Annotated in this window: 21 protein-coding genes and 1 pseudogene; all 22 read right to left on the bottom strand. The window is 36.6% G+C overall.

Annotation, left to right across the window (positions count from 1 at the left end):
- A pseudogene (locus BW724_RS24070) lies at nt 1-588 on the bottom strand (phosphoribosylanthranilate isomerase); the annotation flags it as partial.
- A gap of 10 nt (nt 589-598) precedes the next feature.
- Nucleotides 599-1,390 (bottom strand): indole-3-glycerol phosphate synthase TrpC, encoded by a 792-nt coding sequence (gene trpC, locus BW724_RS10025; RefSeq protein WP_235848939.1) that lies wholly within the window; start codon nt 1,388-1,390, stop codon nt 599-601.
- Nucleotides 1,387-2,400 carry an anthranilate phosphoribosyltransferase gene (gene trpD / locus BW724_RS10020; RefSeq protein WP_088075092.1) on the bottom strand — a complete coding sequence of 338 codons (1,014 nt, stop codon included), beginning with the start codon at nt 2,398-2,400 and terminating at the stop codon, nt 1,387-1,389. The genes trpC and trpD overlap by 4 nt, the downstream gene beginning before the upstream one ends.
- Nucleotides 2,397-3,911, bottom strand: coding sequence for an anthranilate synthase component I (gene trpE, locus BW724_RS10015; RefSeq protein ID WP_328588707.1), 1,515 nt, complete (start codon nt 3,909-3,911; stop codon nt 2,397-2,399). The genes trpD and trpE overlap by 4 nt, the downstream gene beginning before the upstream one ends.
- Before the next feature lie 371 nt (nt 3,912-4,282).
- Nucleotides 4,283-4,666, bottom strand: coding sequence for a chorismate mutase (aroH, locus tag BW724_RS10010; RefSeq protein WP_088075091.1), 384 nt, complete (start codon nt 4,664-4,666; stop codon nt 4,283-4,285).
- The gene (gene aroB, locus BW724_RS10005; protein WP_088075090.1) at nt 4,667-5,758 is read right to left on the bottom strand and encodes a 3-dehydroquinate synthase; all 1,092 of its coding nucleotides are present in this window, start codon (nt 5,756-5,758) and stop codon (nt 4,667-4,669) included.
- Nucleotides 5,758-6,930, bottom strand: a complete 1,173-nt coding sequence (aroC, locus tag BW724_RS10000; RefSeq protein ID WP_088075089.1) for a chorismate synthase — start codon at nt 6,928-6,930, stop codon at nt 5,758-5,760. The genes aroB and aroC overlap by 1 nt, the downstream gene beginning before the upstream one ends.
- A gap of 392 nt (nt 6,931-7,322) precedes the next feature.
- Nucleotides 7,323-8,099, bottom strand: a complete 777-nt coding sequence (locus tag BW724_RS09995; RefSeq protein ID WP_088075088.1) for a CheR family methyltransferase — start codon at nt 8,097-8,099, stop codon at nt 7,323-7,325.
- Nucleotides 8,100-8,209: 110 nt separating this feature from the next.
- Complete coding sequence (gene ndk, locus BW724_RS09990) at nt 8,210-8,653, bottom strand: nucleoside-diphosphate kinase (RefSeq protein ID WP_088075087.1); 444 nt, start codon at nt 8,651-8,653, stop codon at nt 8,210-8,212.
- A 167-nt stretch (nt 8,654-8,820) separates the two neighbouring features.
- Nucleotides 8,821-9,783 carry a heptaprenyl diphosphate synthase component II gene (gene hepT / locus BW724_RS09985; RefSeq protein WP_088075086.1) on the bottom strand — a complete coding sequence of 321 codons (963 nt, stop codon included), beginning with the start codon at nt 9,781-9,783 and terminating at the stop codon, nt 8,821-8,823.
- A 14-nt stretch (nt 9,784-9,797) separates the two neighbouring features.
- Nucleotides 9,798-10,655 carry a menaquinone biosynthesis protein gene (locus BW724_RS09980; protein ID WP_088075085.1) on the bottom strand — a complete coding sequence of 286 codons (858 nt, stop codon included), beginning with the start codon at nt 10,653-10,655 and terminating at the stop codon, nt 9,798-9,800.
- Nucleotides 10,656-10,657: 2 nt separating this feature from the next.
- Entirely contained in the window at nt 10,658-11,254 is a 597-nt protein-coding gene (locus BW724_RS09975) for a UbiX family flavin prenyltransferase (protein WP_088075084.1), read from the bottom strand.
- The gene (locus BW724_RS09970; RefSeq protein WP_088075083.1) at nt 11,251-12,111 is read right to left on the bottom strand and encodes a UbiA-like polyprenyltransferase; all 861 of its coding nucleotides are present in this window, start codon (nt 12,109-12,111) and stop codon (nt 11,251-11,253) included. Before BW724_RS09970 ends, BW724_RS09975 begins: the two co-directional genes overlap by 4 nt.
- A 46-nt stretch (nt 12,112-12,157) precedes the next feature.
- The gene (locus BW724_RS09965; RefSeq protein WP_088075082.1) at nt 12,158-12,865 is read right to left on the bottom strand and encodes a demethylmenaquinone methyltransferase; all 708 of its coding nucleotides are present in this window, start codon (nt 12,863-12,865) and stop codon (nt 12,158-12,160) included.
- A gap of 5 nt (nt 12,866-12,870) precedes the next feature.
- Nucleotides 12,871-13,680: a heptaprenyl diphosphate synthase component 1 gene (locus BW724_RS09960; protein ID WP_176371364.1), complete on the bottom strand. Its 810-nt coding sequence runs from the start codon at nt 13,678-13,680 to the stop codon at nt 12,871-12,873.
- A 189-nt stretch (nt 13,681-13,869) separates the two neighbouring features.
- Entirely contained in the window at nt 13,870-14,088 is a 219-nt protein-coding gene (gene mtrB, locus BW724_RS09955) for a trp RNA-binding attenuation protein MtrB (protein WP_088075080.1), read from the bottom strand.
- Nucleotides 14,089-14,147: 59 nt separating this feature from the next.
- Entirely contained in the window at nt 14,148-14,729 is a 582-nt protein-coding gene (folE, locus tag BW724_RS09950) for a GTP cyclohydrolase I FolE (RefSeq protein ID WP_419178073.1), read from the bottom strand.
- A 170-nt stretch (nt 14,730-14,899) separates the two neighbouring features.
- The gene (locus BW724_RS09945; RefSeq protein WP_088075078.1) at nt 14,900-15,172 is read right to left on the bottom strand and encodes an HU family DNA-binding protein; all 273 of its coding nucleotides are present in this window, start codon (nt 15,170-15,172) and stop codon (nt 14,900-14,902) included.
- A 493-nt stretch (nt 15,173-15,665) separates the two neighbouring features.
- On the bottom strand, nt 15,666-17,144 hold the full coding sequence (gene spoIVA / locus BW724_RS09940) for a stage IV sporulation protein A (RefSeq protein WP_088075077.1): 1,479 nt from the start codon (nt 17,142-17,144) through the stop codon (nt 15,666-15,668).
- A 352-nt stretch (nt 17,145-17,496) separates the two neighbouring features.
- Nucleotides 17,497-18,231 (bottom strand): hypothetical protein, encoded by a 735-nt coding sequence (locus BW724_RS09935; protein WP_088075076.1) that lies wholly within the window; start codon nt 18,229-18,231, stop codon nt 17,497-17,499.
- An 80-nt stretch (nt 18,232-18,311) separates the two neighbouring features.
- The gene (locus BW724_RS09930; RefSeq protein WP_235848938.1) at nt 18,312-18,515 is read right to left on the bottom strand and encodes a DUF2768 domain-containing protein; all 204 of its coding nucleotides are present in this window, start codon (nt 18,513-18,515) and stop codon (nt 18,312-18,314) included.
- Between the two features lie 364 nt (nt 18,516-18,879).
- Nucleotides 18,880-19,149 (bottom strand): stage VI sporulation protein F, encoded by a 270-nt coding sequence (locus BW724_RS09925; RefSeq protein WP_088075075.1) that lies wholly within the window; start codon nt 19,147-19,149, stop codon nt 18,880-18,882.
- Nucleotides 19,150-19,202: the final 53 nt, after the last annotated feature.

Below are 19,202 nucleotides of genomic sequence, written 5' to 3'. Positions count from 1 at the left end.
TTTCATCTTCCTTTCGTCCTTCATTCCCATTTCTTCAATTCCAGAAGACACATCAATACCTGCGGGTTCATAGTTCATTAATTCTTTAATATTACTCACCTTTACGCCACCTGCTATGAAACATGGTATGCCTTGTTCCATTGCTTCTGCCGTATAAAGAGGAACACTTTCCCAGTTAAAGGCTATGCCGCTTCCTCCCCACATATCTTCTGTTTTTGTATCAATAATATATCCATCTACGTAACCTTTAAAATCCTTTAATTCTCGATGACCACTCTGCTTATGATGTACTGTTTTAAATATCTTCATTGCTGGCAGTGATGACTTTAACTCAGTTATATATTTTGCCGTTTCTAATCCATGCAATTGAACGACTTGGATTGGACAGGCATGAATGACTTCCACAATCGTTTCTATTGTTTCATTAACGAAAACCCCCACTAGCTTTTGATGCCTTTTCTTTGGCTTTCCTTTTACCCATTTATGCACATCATGAGGATTAACTCTTCGTTTACTCTTCGCAAAAATAAACCCAATGTAATCCACCCCAGAATCTACAGCTTTACTGTAATCCTCATAATTTGTCATGCCACAAAATTTAAGTAGAGTATTCACTTGTTTCCACCCCAGTCTCAAACCATCCTCTTAGCATACTTCGCTTATCACTCTCCACCATAAATGCTTCTCCTACAAGAAGGCCATTAATGTGGGTATGATGGCGAAGGAAATTTACATCTTCACTTGTCTTCACGCCACTTTCACTAATGAATAATGTCTCCTTTGGAATGTATGGTGCAAGCTTTTTTGTCGTATCCAAAGATGTTTCAAATGTATTTAAATTGCGATTATTAACCCCTATTAATCTAGGATTTACTACACTAAGCACTTTTTCAAGCTCCTGCTCATGATGGACTTCGATTAATACGTCTAGGTCCATTGAGTGCGCCATTTCATAATATTCCTTAAGCTGAGAACCTTCTAAGATAGCAGCGATTAATAAGATTGCATCCGCTCCCATTTCTTTAGATTCCTTCACTTGCTTCTCATGAATAATAAAATCCTTTCTCAAAATTGGTAGATTAACATTTTCTTTGATTTTTGTTAAATAATCTGGATGCCCTTGGAAAAATTGCTGATCAGTTAAAACTGATATTGCTTCTACTGGAAGTTGTTCATACGTCTTGGCGATACTTAATGGATCAAATTCTTCCACTAAAATCCCTTTCGAAGGGCTCGCCTTTTTCACCTCAGCAATGATCCCCAATGGATTAACAGGTACAGCTATTGCATCATATAGTGAATTTTTTTTATATTCCTTTTCATGAAAAGTGTTAGGGAGGCTTTGAACCTCCCTCTTTTTTTGTACAACGATCTTATCTAAAATTGTCATTGGGCAAGGACCTCCTTTATATTCCTTAACATTGCCAACTGTTTCAGCACAGGCTCCCCGAGCCCTTTCCTTGCTTCACTGACACCCTCCTTTAAAGTCTTTGTCTTCCCATATACGTACATTGCAGCACCTGCATTTAATAGAATAATATTTTCAGCCTCTTTCGGTCCTTTACCAGAGAATGCACGTTCAATTACATGCGCACTTTCTAGTGATGATTTAACTAAAATTGGCTCAATTTTCCCACGTTCTAAACCAAGCTCTTCTGGTGTAATTTCATATTGCGTAACCTTTCCTTGGTTCACTTCAGATACATACGTTTTTCCTGTTACAGTTATTTCGTCAAGTCCATCTTCACCAGTAACAAACATGGCACGTTCTATACCTAGACTTGAAGAAGCTGTGGCCATTTTCAATGCCTGGTTTTTGTTATAAACACCTATGAGCTGTCTTTTTGCCCCAGCAGGGTTAGTGAGAGGCCCTAGTATATTAAATATAGTTTTTATTCCTAGCTTTTTTCTGGCAGTTGCAACTTGCTTCATTGCAGAATGATAAATTGGGGCAAACAAAAAACATAGGTTAAAGTTTTCTAAATATTTTCTTGCCTCCACCGCATTCGTTTGGATTGGAATTCCTAAGGCCTCTAGTACATCGGCACTTCCTGTCTTTGAAGAAACACTTCTATTTCCATGTTTTGCAATAGGTATATTTAATGAGCTTAATAGAATAGCAACAGCTGTAGATATATTGAAGGTGCCTATTCCATCTCCTCCAGTACCGCAAGTATCTAAGACAGGGATCTTCGTTTCCACCTTCATGGCATTATTCTTCATACCCCTTGCAAACCCTACAATTTCCTCCACAGTCTCTCCACGAAATCGAAGGATAGACAAAATAGCCGCTACTTGCTCATCATGGAGGTCTCCCTTTAAGAGAGAATTCAAAAGCTCTTCCGCTTCTTTTTCCGTTAGTGTTTCATTCGTAAGAAGTCTTTCTATTACATTACTCATTTCAATACCCCCTCCATATGATAGCGCTGCTCCGACAGCTTAATTGCATATAATAACGCTTTTGCTTTGTTTCGAGTTTCTTCCCACTCTAGCTCTGGAACAGAATCTTGAACGATACCTGCCCCTGCTTGGACAGATGCCACACCATTTTTTAAAATAATCGTTCTTATAGCAATACATGAATCGATGGCTTGATTATATCCACAGTAAGCGATTGCGCCAGCATAAACTCCTCTTCTATCATTCTCAATTTCTTGAATGATCTCTACAGCACGAACTTTCGGTGCACCTGATACTGTCCCAGCTGGATGAGCAGAAAACAAAGCTTCAAATGGGTGTACGTTTTCCCTAAGTCTTCCTGTTACCTTCGTAATTAAATGCATCACGTGGGAAAAATAAGTCACAGTCATCATGTCGAGGGCCTTCACTGCCCCATAGTCACTGACTCTTCCTATATCGTTTCTAGCAAGATCAACTAGCATTAAATGCTCTGCTCGCTCCTTTTCATCATGAAGGAGTTCATGTGCAAGTTTTTCATCTTGTTCCTTCGTCTTTCCCCTCGGCCTCGTCCCTGCAATAGGGTGTATTTCCAATTCCTTTGTTTCGTCAATTTTGATAAGTCTTTCTGGTGAACTACCAATAATTTCTTGTTCTCCAAGTCTTAAATAATATAAATATGGAGATGGGTTAACTTTTCTTAAAACTCGGTACAAATCTAACCCTGAGGATTTCACAGGCACTTCAAATCGCTGTGAAATCACGGTCTGGAATGTATCTCCAGCACGAATATATTCTTTTACTTTCTTCACATTTTCAATGAAGTTTGTTTTAGAGACATTACTTACAACATCTCTAAAGATGTCCTCCTCTTTATCGAAGAGCTCTTCTGATGCTAAAACTTTGTGTATCTCTGTTCTGCCTTCTCCTAACTTTTTAATAATGGTTTGTATTTTACTTTTTCCTTGATCAAAGCTGGATTCCTGATCATCTTGATCTACTTCTTGCAGTTGAAGTACAATCAATTCCTCCTTCACATGATCAAAAACAAGGATCGTCTCACAAAAAACAAGGTGTACTTCTGGTTCATTAGAATTATCATTACGAAGCTTAGGTTCATATAGGGAATAAGATTCAAAGCTAAAGTAACCAACTGCCCCACCAGGAAATGGAATATTCATCGGGAATTGTTCTGCCACATTTTGATAGTCCATACTCGATGTCCATGCGTCTTTGAAATTACTTCTACTTAATAATTTTTGTCCTTTATTATCCTCTAAGATAAATTCTCTGTTACGTTCCAAGAGAACATATTTAGGAGATAATCCAATAAAGGAATAGGAGGACCATGGAGATAATGGGTCCTTACTTTCTAATATGAATGCTGCCTCATCGTTAAATAATTGAAATAATTGAATGGGTGTTTTTGTATCCGCAATAACGGTTGCCCACATGGGAATGGTGTCATGGGATTTTGCATGTTGTAAAAATGTATGAACGGATGGTTCAATCACTTTCTTCACCTCTGTTTGGCAGGTAGTTCGTGATTGAATCAAGGAGGGGATGGGGTTTTGCAATGAGTCCTTTCAGTATGAAAAAAATTTTCATTGGATTTAGGCCATTTATTTCATAGACCAGCTAAAAATTTTTCTTTCTGAAAGGATTTAATAAAATTAAAAAAATACGTCTGCTTCTGTGTAGAGGGCAGACGTATCCTGTCGTCGATTCCTAACTCTACTCCGCTCTCCTCAACTCAAACTCATCTAAACTAAACTCTGCTCATTTTTTTGTAATACTGTACTCAACTAATTTCCCTAAGCTCTTCCTTTACTCTCAGCAAATAAAATCTAATAATTCTTAATATTCGCAAGGTATTGTAGTAATACTACCGTGAATCCACCTTATTTGTCAAGGATAAATCTGGGCGTAATCGTATTGCCTCATTTAAATATACATGATTGATTTCCCCTTGCCCTTTGCTTGTATTAATCGTTACCATCACTCGAATACACTTTTCTAGGCTTCCTGGAACTGGAACTTCCTGGGTACACATAACAGGTACTAGATCGTAATCTTTTAACTGCCTCATCGCTACCGCCGGAAAAGCTGCATTTAAATCCTGGGTCATAGATATTATTACATGTGAAATATCTTCAGGATTATAACTATTTTGTTTCTGCATAGTATCAAAAAGTTCATATGTTGCTTCTAGTATTTCACTCTTCTCGTTTTTCTCTACTGTAGTAGCTCCTCTTACCCCTCTCACCAATTACACCCCGCCTTTCCCTGTTAATTCAGCTTTCAGTAGGTTTTCATTAACCTCCACAAGTTTAGGACTACCTATTTTTTGTAACAGCACAAAATGTATTTTACTGCTATGTGATTTTTTATCAAGTTTGATGCGATGGATAAGTTGATTTATATCCATATCACTTGGTATATCTAATGAATAGCCAAGATCCTTCATATAATTAAAGTACTTATCAGCTTCTAATTGGTGACCATAGTACTTTTCGCTAAACCTCACAGCAAATTCCATCCCAATAGCGACAGCTTCACCGTGTGTTAATTGGCCATAACCCGCTTCCCCTTCTATTGCATGACCTAATGTATGACCAAAGTTTAGGTAAGCACGAATGCCTTTTTCTTCCTCGTCTTGCTCTACTACAGCTACCTTCACTTTAATAGAACGAATTAATAACTCAGTAAGCACATCCATAGAAATGTTTTGAAAGGATACTATTTTGTCCTGTAACCATGTTAAAAATGACTCATCGGCGATAAAACCATGTTTAATAACCTCTGCAAAACCGGAACGCCATTCTTTTTCAGGAAGGGACATTAATGCCTTAGGATCATAGATCACTAATGAAGGTGGATGAAAGGCACCTATCATATTTTTACCTAAAGGATGATTAATACCAACTTTTCCTCCTACACTACTATCATGAGCTAGGAGCGTTGTAGGTACCTGTACAAAAGGTATTCCTCTCATATAAGTTGCCGCAATAAAACCTGCTAGATCACCAACAACGCCACCACCAAGGGCGATAATTAATGATTTTCGGTCTAGTTTATTTTCCAGTGCAGCGGTCATTACTTTCTCATACATGCTTAGGGATTTCGAAGCTTCTCCTGTTGGAATGACATAAGTATCCACTTTATCTTTAATAGGAAAGGAAGAAACAGCTATATCTAAATACAATGGTGCCACCGTATCATCAGTAATGATAAAAAAACGGGACGCTTTTGAATCCGAGTGCTCTTCTATCTTTGAATATAACGACGACAGACTCTCAGGTTCTACAATAATCGGATACGTATGTTTACTCGACTCTACGTAAAGAACCTTATTGTCCATTAGAAATTCCTCACTTTTTCTTGGTACAAATTAAAGTGGTCTGTTATATCCTCTAGAGTATCTGAGCCGAATTTATCAAGAAATGCATTTGCAAGCTCCCAAGCAACTGCTGCTTCACATACTACTGCTGCAGCAGGAACTGCACAGCTGTCAGAACGTTCGATACTTGCAGAAAATGGTTCCTTCGTATCAATATCTACGCTTTGAAGTGGTTTATACAGTGTTGGAATCGGCTTCATAGCTCCTCGCACAACTACCGGCATGGCATTTGTCATACCACCTTCAAAGCCGCCTAGGCGATTCGTTCTTCGTAGAAAACCTTTTCCTTCTTCATAAATAATTTCATCATGTACCTGGCTGCCAAGCATTCTCGCTGCTTCAAAACCAACACCTATCTCTACACCTTTAAATGCGTTGATACTCATCACTGATTGTGCGATTTTGGCATCAAGTTTTTTATCATAGTGAACATGACTTCCTAGACCAACTGGTAAATTGACTGCCACCACTTCAACTATTCCACCAATCGAATCTCCGTTTTTCTTGGCATCATCTATCGCATGCTTCATTTTTTCACTTGCATCAGCATCTAAACATCTTACCTCAGAAGCCTCTGATTTCTCTTTTAATTCCGTTATCGTGCCAAAAGAGTGCTCCACACTTTTAACATTACCAATTTCTAAAACATGGCCACATAGCTCAATATTAAATTGTTTAAGAATGACTTGTGCTACTGCCCCAACTGCCACACGTACAGTTGTTTCCCTTGCAGATGATCTTTCTAAAACATTCCTCATATCTCTGTGACGATACTTTATTGCTCCATTTAAATCAGCATGACCTGGACGAGGTCTAGTTATTTGACGCTTCACTTCTTTTTCTTCATCTTCTTCAAGGGGAGCTGCACCCATAATTTTATCCCAATGCTTCCAATCTTTATTTTCAACGATCATCGTAATAGGTGCACCAGTAGTTTTCCCATGGCGTACGCCACTAGTAAATCTTACCCGATCCTTTTCAATCTGCATTCTTCTACCTCGACCGTACCCCTTTTGTCTACGAGCAAGATGGATATTAATATCCTCCTCCGTAAGTGGTAACTGACTTGGTACTCCTTCAATAACTGCCGTTAGTTCTGGACCGTGGGATTCCCCTGCTGTTAAAAACCTCATTGTATCTACCTCAGCTTTCTCTATTCTTTATCGCTTTTATGTACTAAATTAATGTTATTAACCATTGTCGATGATTTTCTAATATTTTGCAAGAGTTTATTCTTAATTCTTTTCAATTAGGCTCATTTACTCGACAGTATATTTCAGAGTATACCTCCATGCAAACAAAATTTTGTATCATTTGTATTCTATTATGTCTATTTTCCGGTAGCCTCTATTATATAATATAGTAGACGTCTAACAGTTGTCATTCAAATGAGTATGAATATAAAAGGGCTAATCAACTTAAATAGATTGATTAACCCAACATTTTATTATTCTCCACCGCGCAATTTTAAACACATAAGCCCTCAAAAGTAATATCTACATTTCTTAAGTAAAGCAAAAAAATATTAGTCCATTTTACGATAAAAGAAAGTTTCTTCTGATTCTAGACCATATTTATGTGGGTGAAATATTTGTTCAGTACTGCCAACAAACAAAACACCTCCAGGCTTTAACGCCTGACAAAATTTCATATATAATTGTTCCTTTGCTTCTTCTGTAAAGTAAATCATTACATTACGACATACAATAAGGTCAAACCCTGTTTCAAAGGAGCTAGACAGTAAATCATGCTGTTTAAACCGAATGGGTCTTTTTAGTTCTTCTAGCACTTTGAAGCCTGCATTTTCTTTCTCAAAATACTTTTGAACATATCCAGGTGGAACATCCTTTAATGCCCTCTCCCCATATAATCCAATTTTAGCACGCTCTAAAATAACTTGATCCAAATCAGATGCTAGAATATCCATGTGAATATAATCCAAATACTTCCGTAATAACATTGTTATGGTATAAGGCTCTTCTCCAGTAGAGCATGCTGCACTCCATACCTTTAGTTTCCCAGTTTTATTTTCGAGTAGTCTCGGCAAGATATCCTTCTCTAGTACTTCCCACCTTTTAGGATTACGGAAAAACTCTGAAACATTAATAGTCATCCGTTGTAAAAATTCATCAAATAATGTTTGGTCATTAATCATGGCACTAAAATAATTAGAGAAACTTTTGTACCCACGCTTATCACGGAGCGAAGTAAGTCTTCGTTTCATTTGGCCTTCTTTATATAAAGATAAATCAATACTAGTTTTGCTTTTTATTTGCTGAATAAAATTCTCGTAATCTCCCAACTACTTCTACCCCTTATTAATGTATTTTCTAGTTTCTATTTTAACAGAAAAAAAACCAAGAATCCGATAAAATGAAAAAAAACTGCCGCATTACCGACAGTTTCGTCTAATTAAACCCATTCAGAATTTGTTTTTTTGAATGACACAAGTTCATCCTCATTAAAGAATAAATCAATTTCTCTTGCTGCACTTTCTACTGAGTCTGAACCATGAATGACATTTTTAGAAACTTGAATTCCATAATCTCCCCTAATAGTTCCAGGAGTAGCTTCTTGTGGGTTAGTTGCTCCCATCATCTTTCTTGCTTCACTGATGACATTTTCCCCTTCCCATACCATTGCGAAAACAGGACTAGATGTGATAAATCCTACTAACTCACCAAAAAACGGACGCTCTTTATGTTCACCATAGTGCGTTTCTGCCAACTCCTTTGAAACCGCTAACATTTTAGCCCCCACTAAAGTGTAGCCCTTTTGTTCAAAACGGGAAACAATTTCCCCTACAAGATTTCGCTGTACTCCATCAGGTTTTACCATCAAAAAAGTTCGTTCCATAAATAAGCCCCCTATGTAATAAATTATTATAGCATCAAACCTTTTTGATTATAGCAAAAATTCACAACAATCACAATTAATAAGAAGAGAAATAATATTCGTGGCATAGAACAGGAGTGAACCTAAAAAAACTCTCATTCATGATGAGAGTTTTTTGTATTCTAAAATTAAAATTTCCTATCTCCTATATAATTAGCAATCTGCTTCAGGGCTGCTTTTGGATGTCCGTCTGGCAAATCAGTCAAAGCTTGATTTGCTTTAGATAAATAGCGATCTGACATTTTTTTAGAATATTTTATAGCACCTGACTCTTTTATTTTTTCGATAATAATTGATATATCACCTTTATTTGTTTCTAATAGCTCTATTATCATTTTTTTCAACTCAGGGTCCTTTTCCATTGCATACATAGCAGGTAACGTAACATTTCCTTGAATCAAGTCACTTCCTGCTGGTTTCCCTAACTCTTTTTCTGTCCCAACAAAATCAAGAATATCATCTGTAATTTGGAATGCCATTCCAACGTAATAGCCATATTTAGATAACGCTTTTTGGTATTCTAGGCGAGCATTTGCAGCAAGTGCTCCTAACTGGCAACTTACTTCAATCAACAAGGCAGTTTTTCTTTTTATTCTTCTTAAGTACATTCTTAAGTTTTGATTTGGATCGAATTGATCTTTGATTTGCTCCACTTCACCAAGAACCATCTCTACCATAGCATCTGCTAGTACACTATTAACAGCTGGTTCCTTACAATGTGTAGCTATTTCTATCGCCCTTGCAAAAATATAATCTCCAGTATACATGGCTACACGGTTATCCCATTGAGATTTGATTGTCTTCTTTCCTCGCCTAAGCTCAGCATCATCGATGACATCATCATGAACTAACGAAGCCATATGAATCATCTCTAATGGAACCGCAATGTTCTTCACTTCGTTTAAATCATAATCTCCAAACTGTGCAGATAACAGTACAAACACTGGGCGAATCCTCTTGCCACCTGCCTTTAATAAGTGGGAGGAAGCCATTTGTAGAACGGGATGATCCGCATCAATATTCCGTTCAATTTCTTTTTCAATTTTATTTATATCGTTTCTCAAATGTAAATAAATATCGGTCAGTTTCATGTTCTTCCACCTTGTTATACAGAATGACAGTGTTCAGTAGGATTCCATAATGAAATTTTATCAACTTTTTTAGATAGGAGATTTAAATCATAAGCATGATCAAAATAATGATACAAGCCCTCCAAGTGACGATCAGATAAATCATAATTCAAACCATGAAAGTATTGCTCCCAAAATGTTTGAGTACCACCCATTTGAGTTTTTATAGACTTAATCATATCAGTAAATTGATTGTTAATGCACAACTGTTTACTTGTTTGAAATTGTTCATACACATCTCCTAATAAAGCGTCTTCTCTTTTCCAAGCATTTTCACTCACAGCAAAGACAGCATAAGTCATGGGGAACCCAGTAAAATAGTTCCAAAGTGCGCCTAAATCATATTGGTGTATATTCATTGGAAGGTGCCAACTATTCACAATGGCATCATCTCCAATTAAAAGGCATGCATCATGTCTTGATAGCATTTCTTGAAAGTCTGGAGCCATCGTTTCATAGCTAACGTCAATTTCGTAAAATTTATTTAATATAACTTTTAAAAGGTTTACAGATGTAGCCGAGGTAGACGTTAATCCAATTGATTTTCCGTCTAATTGAGTTATAGGTACTTTAGAAAATAAAAAGATGGAGCCAACCTCTTTTGGTGAAGAAACTGAAAGATCTGGTAATAAAAGATACTCATCGCTATGCTCCCCATACGCGAATGAGGAAATTCCTCCTAAGTGAACTGTTCCATCTGCCATTCCAGCGTTAAGCTTTGCTGGTACTTTTGGTACGAATTCGCAACCTTGTTCCACGAGTTTATCTCGATTAATATAATAAAAGATTGGTAAAATATTCGTATATGAAATTTCTCCAATAACAAGACTCAAGTCTACTCCCCCCAGCGCTTAAAAAGGTCATGTTCCACGTCTAGTTGATCTAGTACTTTTCCCACCACAAAGTTTATTAAGTCGTCCATTGTTGTGGGTTGATGATAAAATCCAGGCATTGCTGGCACAATCTGTGCCCCTTGATCACTTAGGCGTTTCATATTTTCTAAATGTATGGAATGTAGCGGGGTTTCCCTTGGCACAATGATCAGCCTACGCTTTTCCTTCAACATGACATCCGCTGTTCGTTCTAATAGGTTTCCTGAAATACCGTGAGAAATTTTTGCTAAAGTCCCCATAGAACATGGAATGATAATCATTCCATCATTTTTTGCAGATCCACTGGCAATAGGTGCGGAGAAATCTTGTTGTGTATGATAAAAAAGTTTATCATAATCCCCAAAAACTTCTCGGAGACATTTCTCTTTATCTTCCACATCTAAATTCAGTTCATAGTAGAAGACCTGCCACGCAGCACCTGTCATAAGAAGGTGGACTTGATGCCCTGCCTTTAATAATGCTTGTACAAACCGAATACCATAGATTGATCCACTTGCACCAGTTATTCCCACTGTAAAAACTTTCTTATTTGTACTCATATTAATAAATCCCCTATAGTAAATACCAACATAACGATGCTAATGATGCCATTCATTTTAAAGAATGCTACATCCACTTTTGATAGATCAGACGGGGAGACTAAAGAATGCTCATAAATCATTATCCCACCAACAATTAAAACACCTAAAAGGTATATCCAACTTAAAGGAGTTATAAAAAAGATCGTAATTAATGCGATAAAGCTTACGATATGAAAGCTTCTAGCAATAATTAACGCCTTAGCAATACCAAAATAACTAGGTATGGAGTATAGTTTTACGTCACGGTCATAGTCTGCATCTTGTGTTGCGTAGATAATATCAAAGCCAGCGGTCCAAAACGCCACTGCGATAAACAATAAGAAAGCTTCCCAGGTTAATGTTCCTGTAGCACCAACCCAACCTCCTAATGGAGCTATTGCAATTGTGAAGCCAAGAAACACATGACATAACCACGTAAACCGTTTTGTATATGAATATAAGACTAAGAATAAAACAGCGACTGGTAGAAGGTAAACAGCCAACATATTTAATTGATATGATGCAAAAAATAAAAGTCCAAAAGATAGAATAATAAAAACTATTGTTTCAAATTTTGAAATTAACCCTGCAGGAATTGCCCTATCAGCAGTTCTTGGATTAGCCTTATCAATTTGGGCATCGATCACCCTATTTAAGGACATTGCTGCACTTCGCGCCCCTACCATTGCTAGGGTAATCCATACCCAATCACTGATAGTTGGCCAAGCATCATTTATTAACAGACTCCCAAGTACGGCTCCTAAAAAAGCGAAAGGTAGTGCAAAAATTGTATGTTCAAACTTAATCATTTCTAGTATAATTTTTATTTTTTTCATAGTTCAATCCTCACTTGTGCTGACAATATAAAAATAGCTTAAAAGTCTAAGAGTCTTTTGTAGCAAAATGGGCAGCTGCAACACCACCAGAATAGGACTTATATGTCACTTTTGTAAACCCTGCTTCGTAAAACATGTTTTTCAATTCTTTTTTACCAGGAAACTGCTGTGTAGACTCTTGAAGCCAAGAATATTCTTTATAGCTCTTCGCAAATACTTTTCCGAAGAAAGGCATGATATATTTAAAATAAAGCCAGTATAATTGCTTAAATCCAAACATCGTTGGTTGAGAGGTTTCTAGACATACGACGAGGCCGCTCGGCTTAATCACTCTTTTCATTTCTTCCAATGCTTTCATGTAGTCCGGGACATTTCTCAGCCCAAAACCTATCGTTACATAGTCAAAACTATTATCTTCAAAAGGGAGTTCCATTGCATTACCATGAATTAGTTTAACATTGGTGATGTCCTTTTCCTTTACTTTTTGTTCCCCAACAGAAAGCATATTTTTGCTAAAATCTAGGCCAATAACTTGTCCACCATCACCAACACCATCTGAAAGGGCTATGGTCCAATCAGCAGTCCCGCAGCAAACATCAAGTGCAACAGAACCTTTTGCAACATTCATCCGCTTCATTGTATCTTTGCGCCAAGCAATATGACGTTGAAAACTAATAATAGAATTCATCTTGTCGTAATTATCATATATTGATTCAAATACTTGATGTACGCGTTCTTCCTTTGATTCACCCATATTACTTATCCTTCCTCTACCACATAATGTTCGTCATAGCGGTTTTCTTGAATTAAATCTTGTATTCGAGACATCAAGTAGGTCCTTAATGGATTACTTTCATGTGCTATTTTAATTAGCTTATCTTTCGTTTTTTCTATGTTCAGATCAAACTGTTCAATTAGGTCTCTATTTAAGTCCCCTTCTACCTTTAATTGATCAAGTAATAATTGAGCAACATGCCCTTTTTTCCCTCTTTCAAAAAAATGTTTTCGTTCTACAAGTAGTCGCTTAAAAAAGAGTAATTCCACATGAGCTTTCGCCCATTCAGGCATTTCAAGTAAAGTAGCAACATTTTTGAATAAAGAAGAGTCTATTGACCTTACATCCTCCAATGAAGTAGCGCCATATTTTTCTTTACTCTTATATACATTCATTTTTGCCTCATTGATTTCCTGAATTGATTGAGCTAATACACGTATTAGGGAAATATCATTCTCTTTTGCGAGGAAAAAGTAATACAAACTACTGTAATAATCACCAGCCAGCACCGTAAGCTGCCTTCTTTTATTCATGGTTTCAGAGAGATTTGTCTTTACACTCACACCTTCATGCGTATCTAAAGCTGATTGCACGAGTGTAGTAGTGATCATACATTGACGAAGATAGGAAGGTGAGACTTCTTTTGCCTTTAGCATATAGTAAAGTAAAGAGACTTTATCTTTATCAATTACAGGAACATCTATGTACTTTTGAATAAAAGGATGCTTTATGTAATCGTAAAACTTCTCGATTATATTATTCAATTCTTTGTCTGGATTATAAATTGATGTCATAGAAAGGTCCCCCACTTCAAATCTCGTTGAACAAACATAACATTTTTGAAATAAAATATATGGTAAGTATAACATAATTGCTACCTTCGGATAAGGTTGTTGCTTGGATTCACTATAGGGAAAGTCTTCCTATGTGATGAAAATAATGAAATTATAAAAACCAAAAAGAAAGCGGAGGTGTTCCGCTTTTTAATCTTCACTACTCATTTCGCCATGTGCAGTTTGAACTTTTACTTTTCCCCGAATTTTGATTGCAGAAGTGTGTTCAGTAAACTGAGCTATCATAATCTCATCTTTATCTAGTTTTTCCGAATGGTGAAACCTAGTATCAGAGCCCCTTGTTAACCCAATTACATTCACACCATCTTCTTTTGCTTTTATAACGATATATTCATTCGACTGTGCCATATGAGAACCCCCTTCCAACATCCAAGTCCCTCTAACCTGATTAATTATTCTTCAGTCTATTATCCTTTTATTAAAGTTAATACCTCTGATCTAGCTGCTGCATTTTTCTCAAAAGCTCCCCGAACTGCCGATGTAACAGTTTGCGATCCTGGTTTCTTCACACCACGCATTGTCATGCACATGTGTTCTGCCTCTACAACCACAATTACTCCTAGTGGCTCTAATGTTTCTACAATGGAGTCAGCAATGGTTGACGTAATACGTTCCTGAAGCTGTGGTCTTCGAGTAACGGCTTCCACAGCACGGGCGAGCTTACTTAGGCCTGTGACTTTGCCTCCCCTTGGAATATAGCCAATATGGGCTTTACCAAAGAAAGGTACTAGGTGATGCTCACACATGGAGTAAAATGGAATATCCTTTACTAACACAAGTTCTTCATGGTCTTCTCCAAAAACAGTTGCAAAATGTTCCTTAGGATCTTGATTCAATCCTTCAAATACTTCCCCATACATTTTCGCAACTCTCTTTGGTGTATCTAAAAGGCCTTCTCTATTAGGATCTTCTCCAATTGCTTCTAGTATCATGGTTACTGCTTGTTCAATTTTTTTGTGATCAACATTATTCACTGGTATGTCCTCCATTCAAAATCGTCAATAATTCGTTAAAATTCTAGCATGGAAAGACTCTAAAACACAAGCAAACGCTATCAGTATTCAAAACAAATGGTATTTTTAAATCAACATACGTAGAAAAAAGGACCGCACTATAAAGGCGGTCCTTTTCTCTCTATCTTTAGTGCCCTGTATGTATGTTATTTAACAGCATCTTTAAGGGCTTTACCAGGTTTGAAAGCTGGTACGTTACTTGCTGGAATTTCGATTTCTTCTCCAGTTTGTGGATTGCGACCTTTACGGGCAGCACGCTCACGCACTTCAAAGTTACCGAATCCGATCAATTGTACTTTTTCACCTTTTTGAAGAGAACCAGTGATGACATCAAAGACTGCATCAACAGCACTTGTTGCATCTTTCTTAGAAAGATCTGTTTTCTCTGCAACTGCATTGATAAGTTCTGTCTTATTCATACCATTCACCTCCTCCCATTAATAAAGTCTGTTATTCCTTTTCTTTCACAATTTTAAGCATTTTATACTTGTAATCCTTAAATCATGGGATAACAAGGCTTATGTTATACGAAACTGAGAAATAATTCAACAATTTTTGCGGATTTCCTTGGATTTTTAAGACTTTTTTACCTCATTTACCAGAAAAAGCAGTGTATTTTACCATTTATTGCCAAATAAAGGTTATTTTAAACATGTGTGGCTTGAAGAAATTTTTATAAAATAATGATGAAACTCACACAACTTAGTAATAATTAAATGCACTTTTCCATTTGTTTATTTTAAAATAATTTTCTCTTTATGTAAAAAATATAAACAATATATTTTTCGACAAAATCCTCGAGTTGCCCTTTTAATCCGTAGTTTATTCCAACAAAACCTATTTTCAGGGTAGACAAAGAAAAAACTGACCTGATATATTATTCAGGTCAGCCTGTTTTTAAATTTAGGAGGATTAAAGGATGATTGCAATCAATCCACCAGATCCTTCGTTAATAATTCTTTCGAGAGTCTCTTTTAATTTATATCGAGCGTTTTCAGGCATGAGTGATAGCTTTGCAGAAATACCCTCCCTAACGATTGAATTCAAAGAGCGTCCAAATATATCAGAGTTCCATATTGATAATGGATTTTCTTCAAAGTCCTGCATTAAATAGCGAACAAGTTCTTCACTTTGCTTTTCTGTTCCAATAATTGGAGCAAACTCTGATTCAACGTCTACCTTGATCATATGGATGGAAGGTGCTACTGCTTTAAGTCTAACACCGAATCTTGATCCTTGGCGAATGATTTCAGGCTCATCAAGGCTCATATCAGTAATAGATGGGGCAGCGATACCGTAACCAGTTTGTTTAACCATCGTTAATGCATCAGCCACTTGATCAAATTCAGCTTTCGCATGGGCGAAGTCCTGCATTAATTCTAGCAGGTGATCCTTACCGCGAATCTCAACTCCCACAACCTCCTTCAGAATTTGATCATACAAGTCGTCTGGCGCATGCAGGTCTATTTCTGCAACTCCTTGCCCCATTTCGATACCAGCCAATTTAGCTTGCTCAATAAACTCATATTCATAGAAGTGACCAACCACTCTGTCAACATCACGAAGACGCTTAATATCTTTTACTGTTTCCCTAACAGCTGCTTCATAATTTTCACGGAGCCAATGCTCTTCTTTTAACACCATAACCCAGCTTGGTAAATTTACATTTACTTCATGCACTGGGAATTCAAATAATACTTCACGAAGTACAGAATTGATATCGTGTTCTGTCATTCCTTCAATATTCATTGCTAAAGCAGGTACATCGTGCTTTTCTTGTAGACCAGCCCTTAATTGTTCTGTATCAGGGTGCTGTGGGTGAACGCTATTTACAAGTACGATAAAAGGTTTACCTACTTCCTTTAACTCCTCAATGACCCTCTCTTCTGATTCTACATAATCTTCACGAGGAATTTCACCAATAGAGCCATCTGTTGTAATTACTACACCTAAAGTAGAATGCTCTTGAATTACTTTCCTAGTTCCAATTTCAGCCGCTTCATGAAAAGGGATTGGATCTTCATACCACGGTGTATTGATCATGCGCGGCCCATTCTCATCCTCATATCCTTTTGCACCTGGTACAGCGTAACCAACACTGTCTACAACCCTTACATTTACGTCTAGACCCTCATCAACATGGATGGAAATAGCTTGATTAGGAACAAATTTTGGTTCCGTAGTCATGATTTGCTTTCCAGCCGCGCTTTGAGGAAGTTCATCCTGAGCTCTTACTCGATCTGCTTCATTTTCAATATTCGGAATTACTGCAAGCTCCATGAATTTTTTGATAAAAGTGGACTTACCAGTTCTTACAGAGCCAACAACACCTAAATAAATATCACCGCCTGTTCTCTCTGCAATATCTTTGAAAATATCGATTTTTTCCACAAAATCCCCTCCCGGTCAAATTCAAAATATAAACATTTTCTCCATAACGTCCTTGTACATTTCGATTAAAATACAATATATATTTATGATGTTGTCCACCAAATATGACAAGGTTTAGCTATTTTTCTATTACTTTGCAATTTAAATTTTCTTCATAGCAAGAATAAATTAATATAATTACCACTTCCCCATTATAGAAAAAATAAGTATTCCCTTTTTCCTTATTTAAAGGGGTATTACTCCGCAATATAAAAAAGCCTCCCTTTCTCTTGTATGTATATTGAGAAGGAAAGCCATTTAGAACGTAAAAATATATTCAATTTTTTAACTTTCATAGAGTACGTACAATTATTTATTCAATAGATTCGCTACCAGACATAAATACAATTTCCCCATCTTTCATTGTCTGAGGCAGTGAATTAACTGGTACAAATGGAGAATGATCAACTAGTAACCATCTTAGATCATCACCTTCTACATACTCCCCCATGCCATATTCGTTTATATAATGCATAATATCCATGGAGTAGTCTACGATTATTTCTCCGTCCGTCTGCATAAGAAGTGGTAGTTTATGATCTGAATGAAATGGGCTTGATACTGCCGGTTCATTATCATAGTTCAATGCTTTGAAATCTATACTTAAAATTCCGTCTCCTATAGCCTCATTTACTGGTGCAAAGTTATTAGTACGACGATACTCTAGAATACGTTGATGAAAATTTTGTATCTCTCTAGACACCCTTAAATCAATTAATTTTACTTCTGGCATTCTCTCAGGGTGAATGAGTACATATTGAAAGACTCCCCCATTTTCGAAGGAATTACCTGGGGCAGACTGAAGATAACCTGGAACTAATTGAGTAAAATTAATTGGATATCTTCTAAAAATAGGCGTATCCTCTTCTCTTGTTTTAACTGGCACAGCACCATAATCCTGGCGATATTGAAGAACAGCATTCTCTACAGCCTGTAATTGGTCACTATACGGAACACTATTTTCTATGCGCCGTTCATCAGGATAAAGACAGCCAGTTAATAATAGGAAAGTAAACAATGATATAATGCCTGTCTTTAATAAACGCATAAGAATCCCTACCTTAAGTATATTGTTCTTTTATAATCATCAGACGTTTGTTCCTAATTAATTCTAAAATCATTATGTAGTTACGCAGCTGTTGGCCCTGCAAATACAATCAAGAATATGATGATACCTGCAACCATCATACAAATAAAACTAAATGTTAATAATAAATATCTTAGTATACCAGTTAACTTTTCTTTTGTAATGATTGTTGTAATGACAGAAACAAACATTAATCCCATTGCGAAAAAAGATATCCACATATTCATTAATGGATCGTTAAACACAAGCTCACCTCATTTTACATCATACCTATAGTAATTATCCCGAATTATTATAGCACAGTAATACTAACGCTGTATATTTAAACACACTTTGAATTCAAAAAACGCATTCATATCAGGAGGCTTACCAGCCGCCCGCGGCAAAGAAGACACTGCGAATGTTGAGCAGATGTCGCACTTGTACCTTGCGTGAAAGGGAGTAGCCTGTAGCGATTTCAATTAATTCAGGATAAATAAAAAAAAGCTGAAGCAGGGGGGCACCATACTTCAGCCTTCGAACTAAACACTACCTATATAACAGCCCTATTTTTTGCTAGGTTCAATTTTTAGTATATGCTTGAGAAAAGGGGTTCGATAAAATAAACGCCTATTTATCCTTATCTTGTTTAAACATTTTTGCCAAGCTTGAAAAATCCATAGGTACATTATTACCAGTGATAGCTTTTACTAATTCATCTTCTTTTTCTTTTGATACAGGTACATTAGCGACCTGTGCTACTTGATGAATAAGCTGGCGTACGTTATCTTCATTTTGTAAATCAGAAGTATTTACAGAATTAGCTAATTTAAATAAATCTTCCTGTTTTACATTGGTTTTTTTCTGTACCTGATCAAAAATATTTTTATTTTCTTCCACTAAAAAGCCCTCCTCATGCGAGATGTCAACATATCATATGAGCGAGGTGGGCC

It is taken from the genome of Litchfieldia alkalitelluris, assembly GCF_002153425.1.
In the GTDB taxonomy this organism is placed as follows: domain Bacteria; phylum Bacillota; class Bacilli; order Bacillales; family Salisediminibacteriaceae; genus Evansella; species Evansella alkalicola.
Note: the sequence above shows the minus strand (reverse complement) of the source record. Positions and strands in the feature narration are given on the sequence as shown.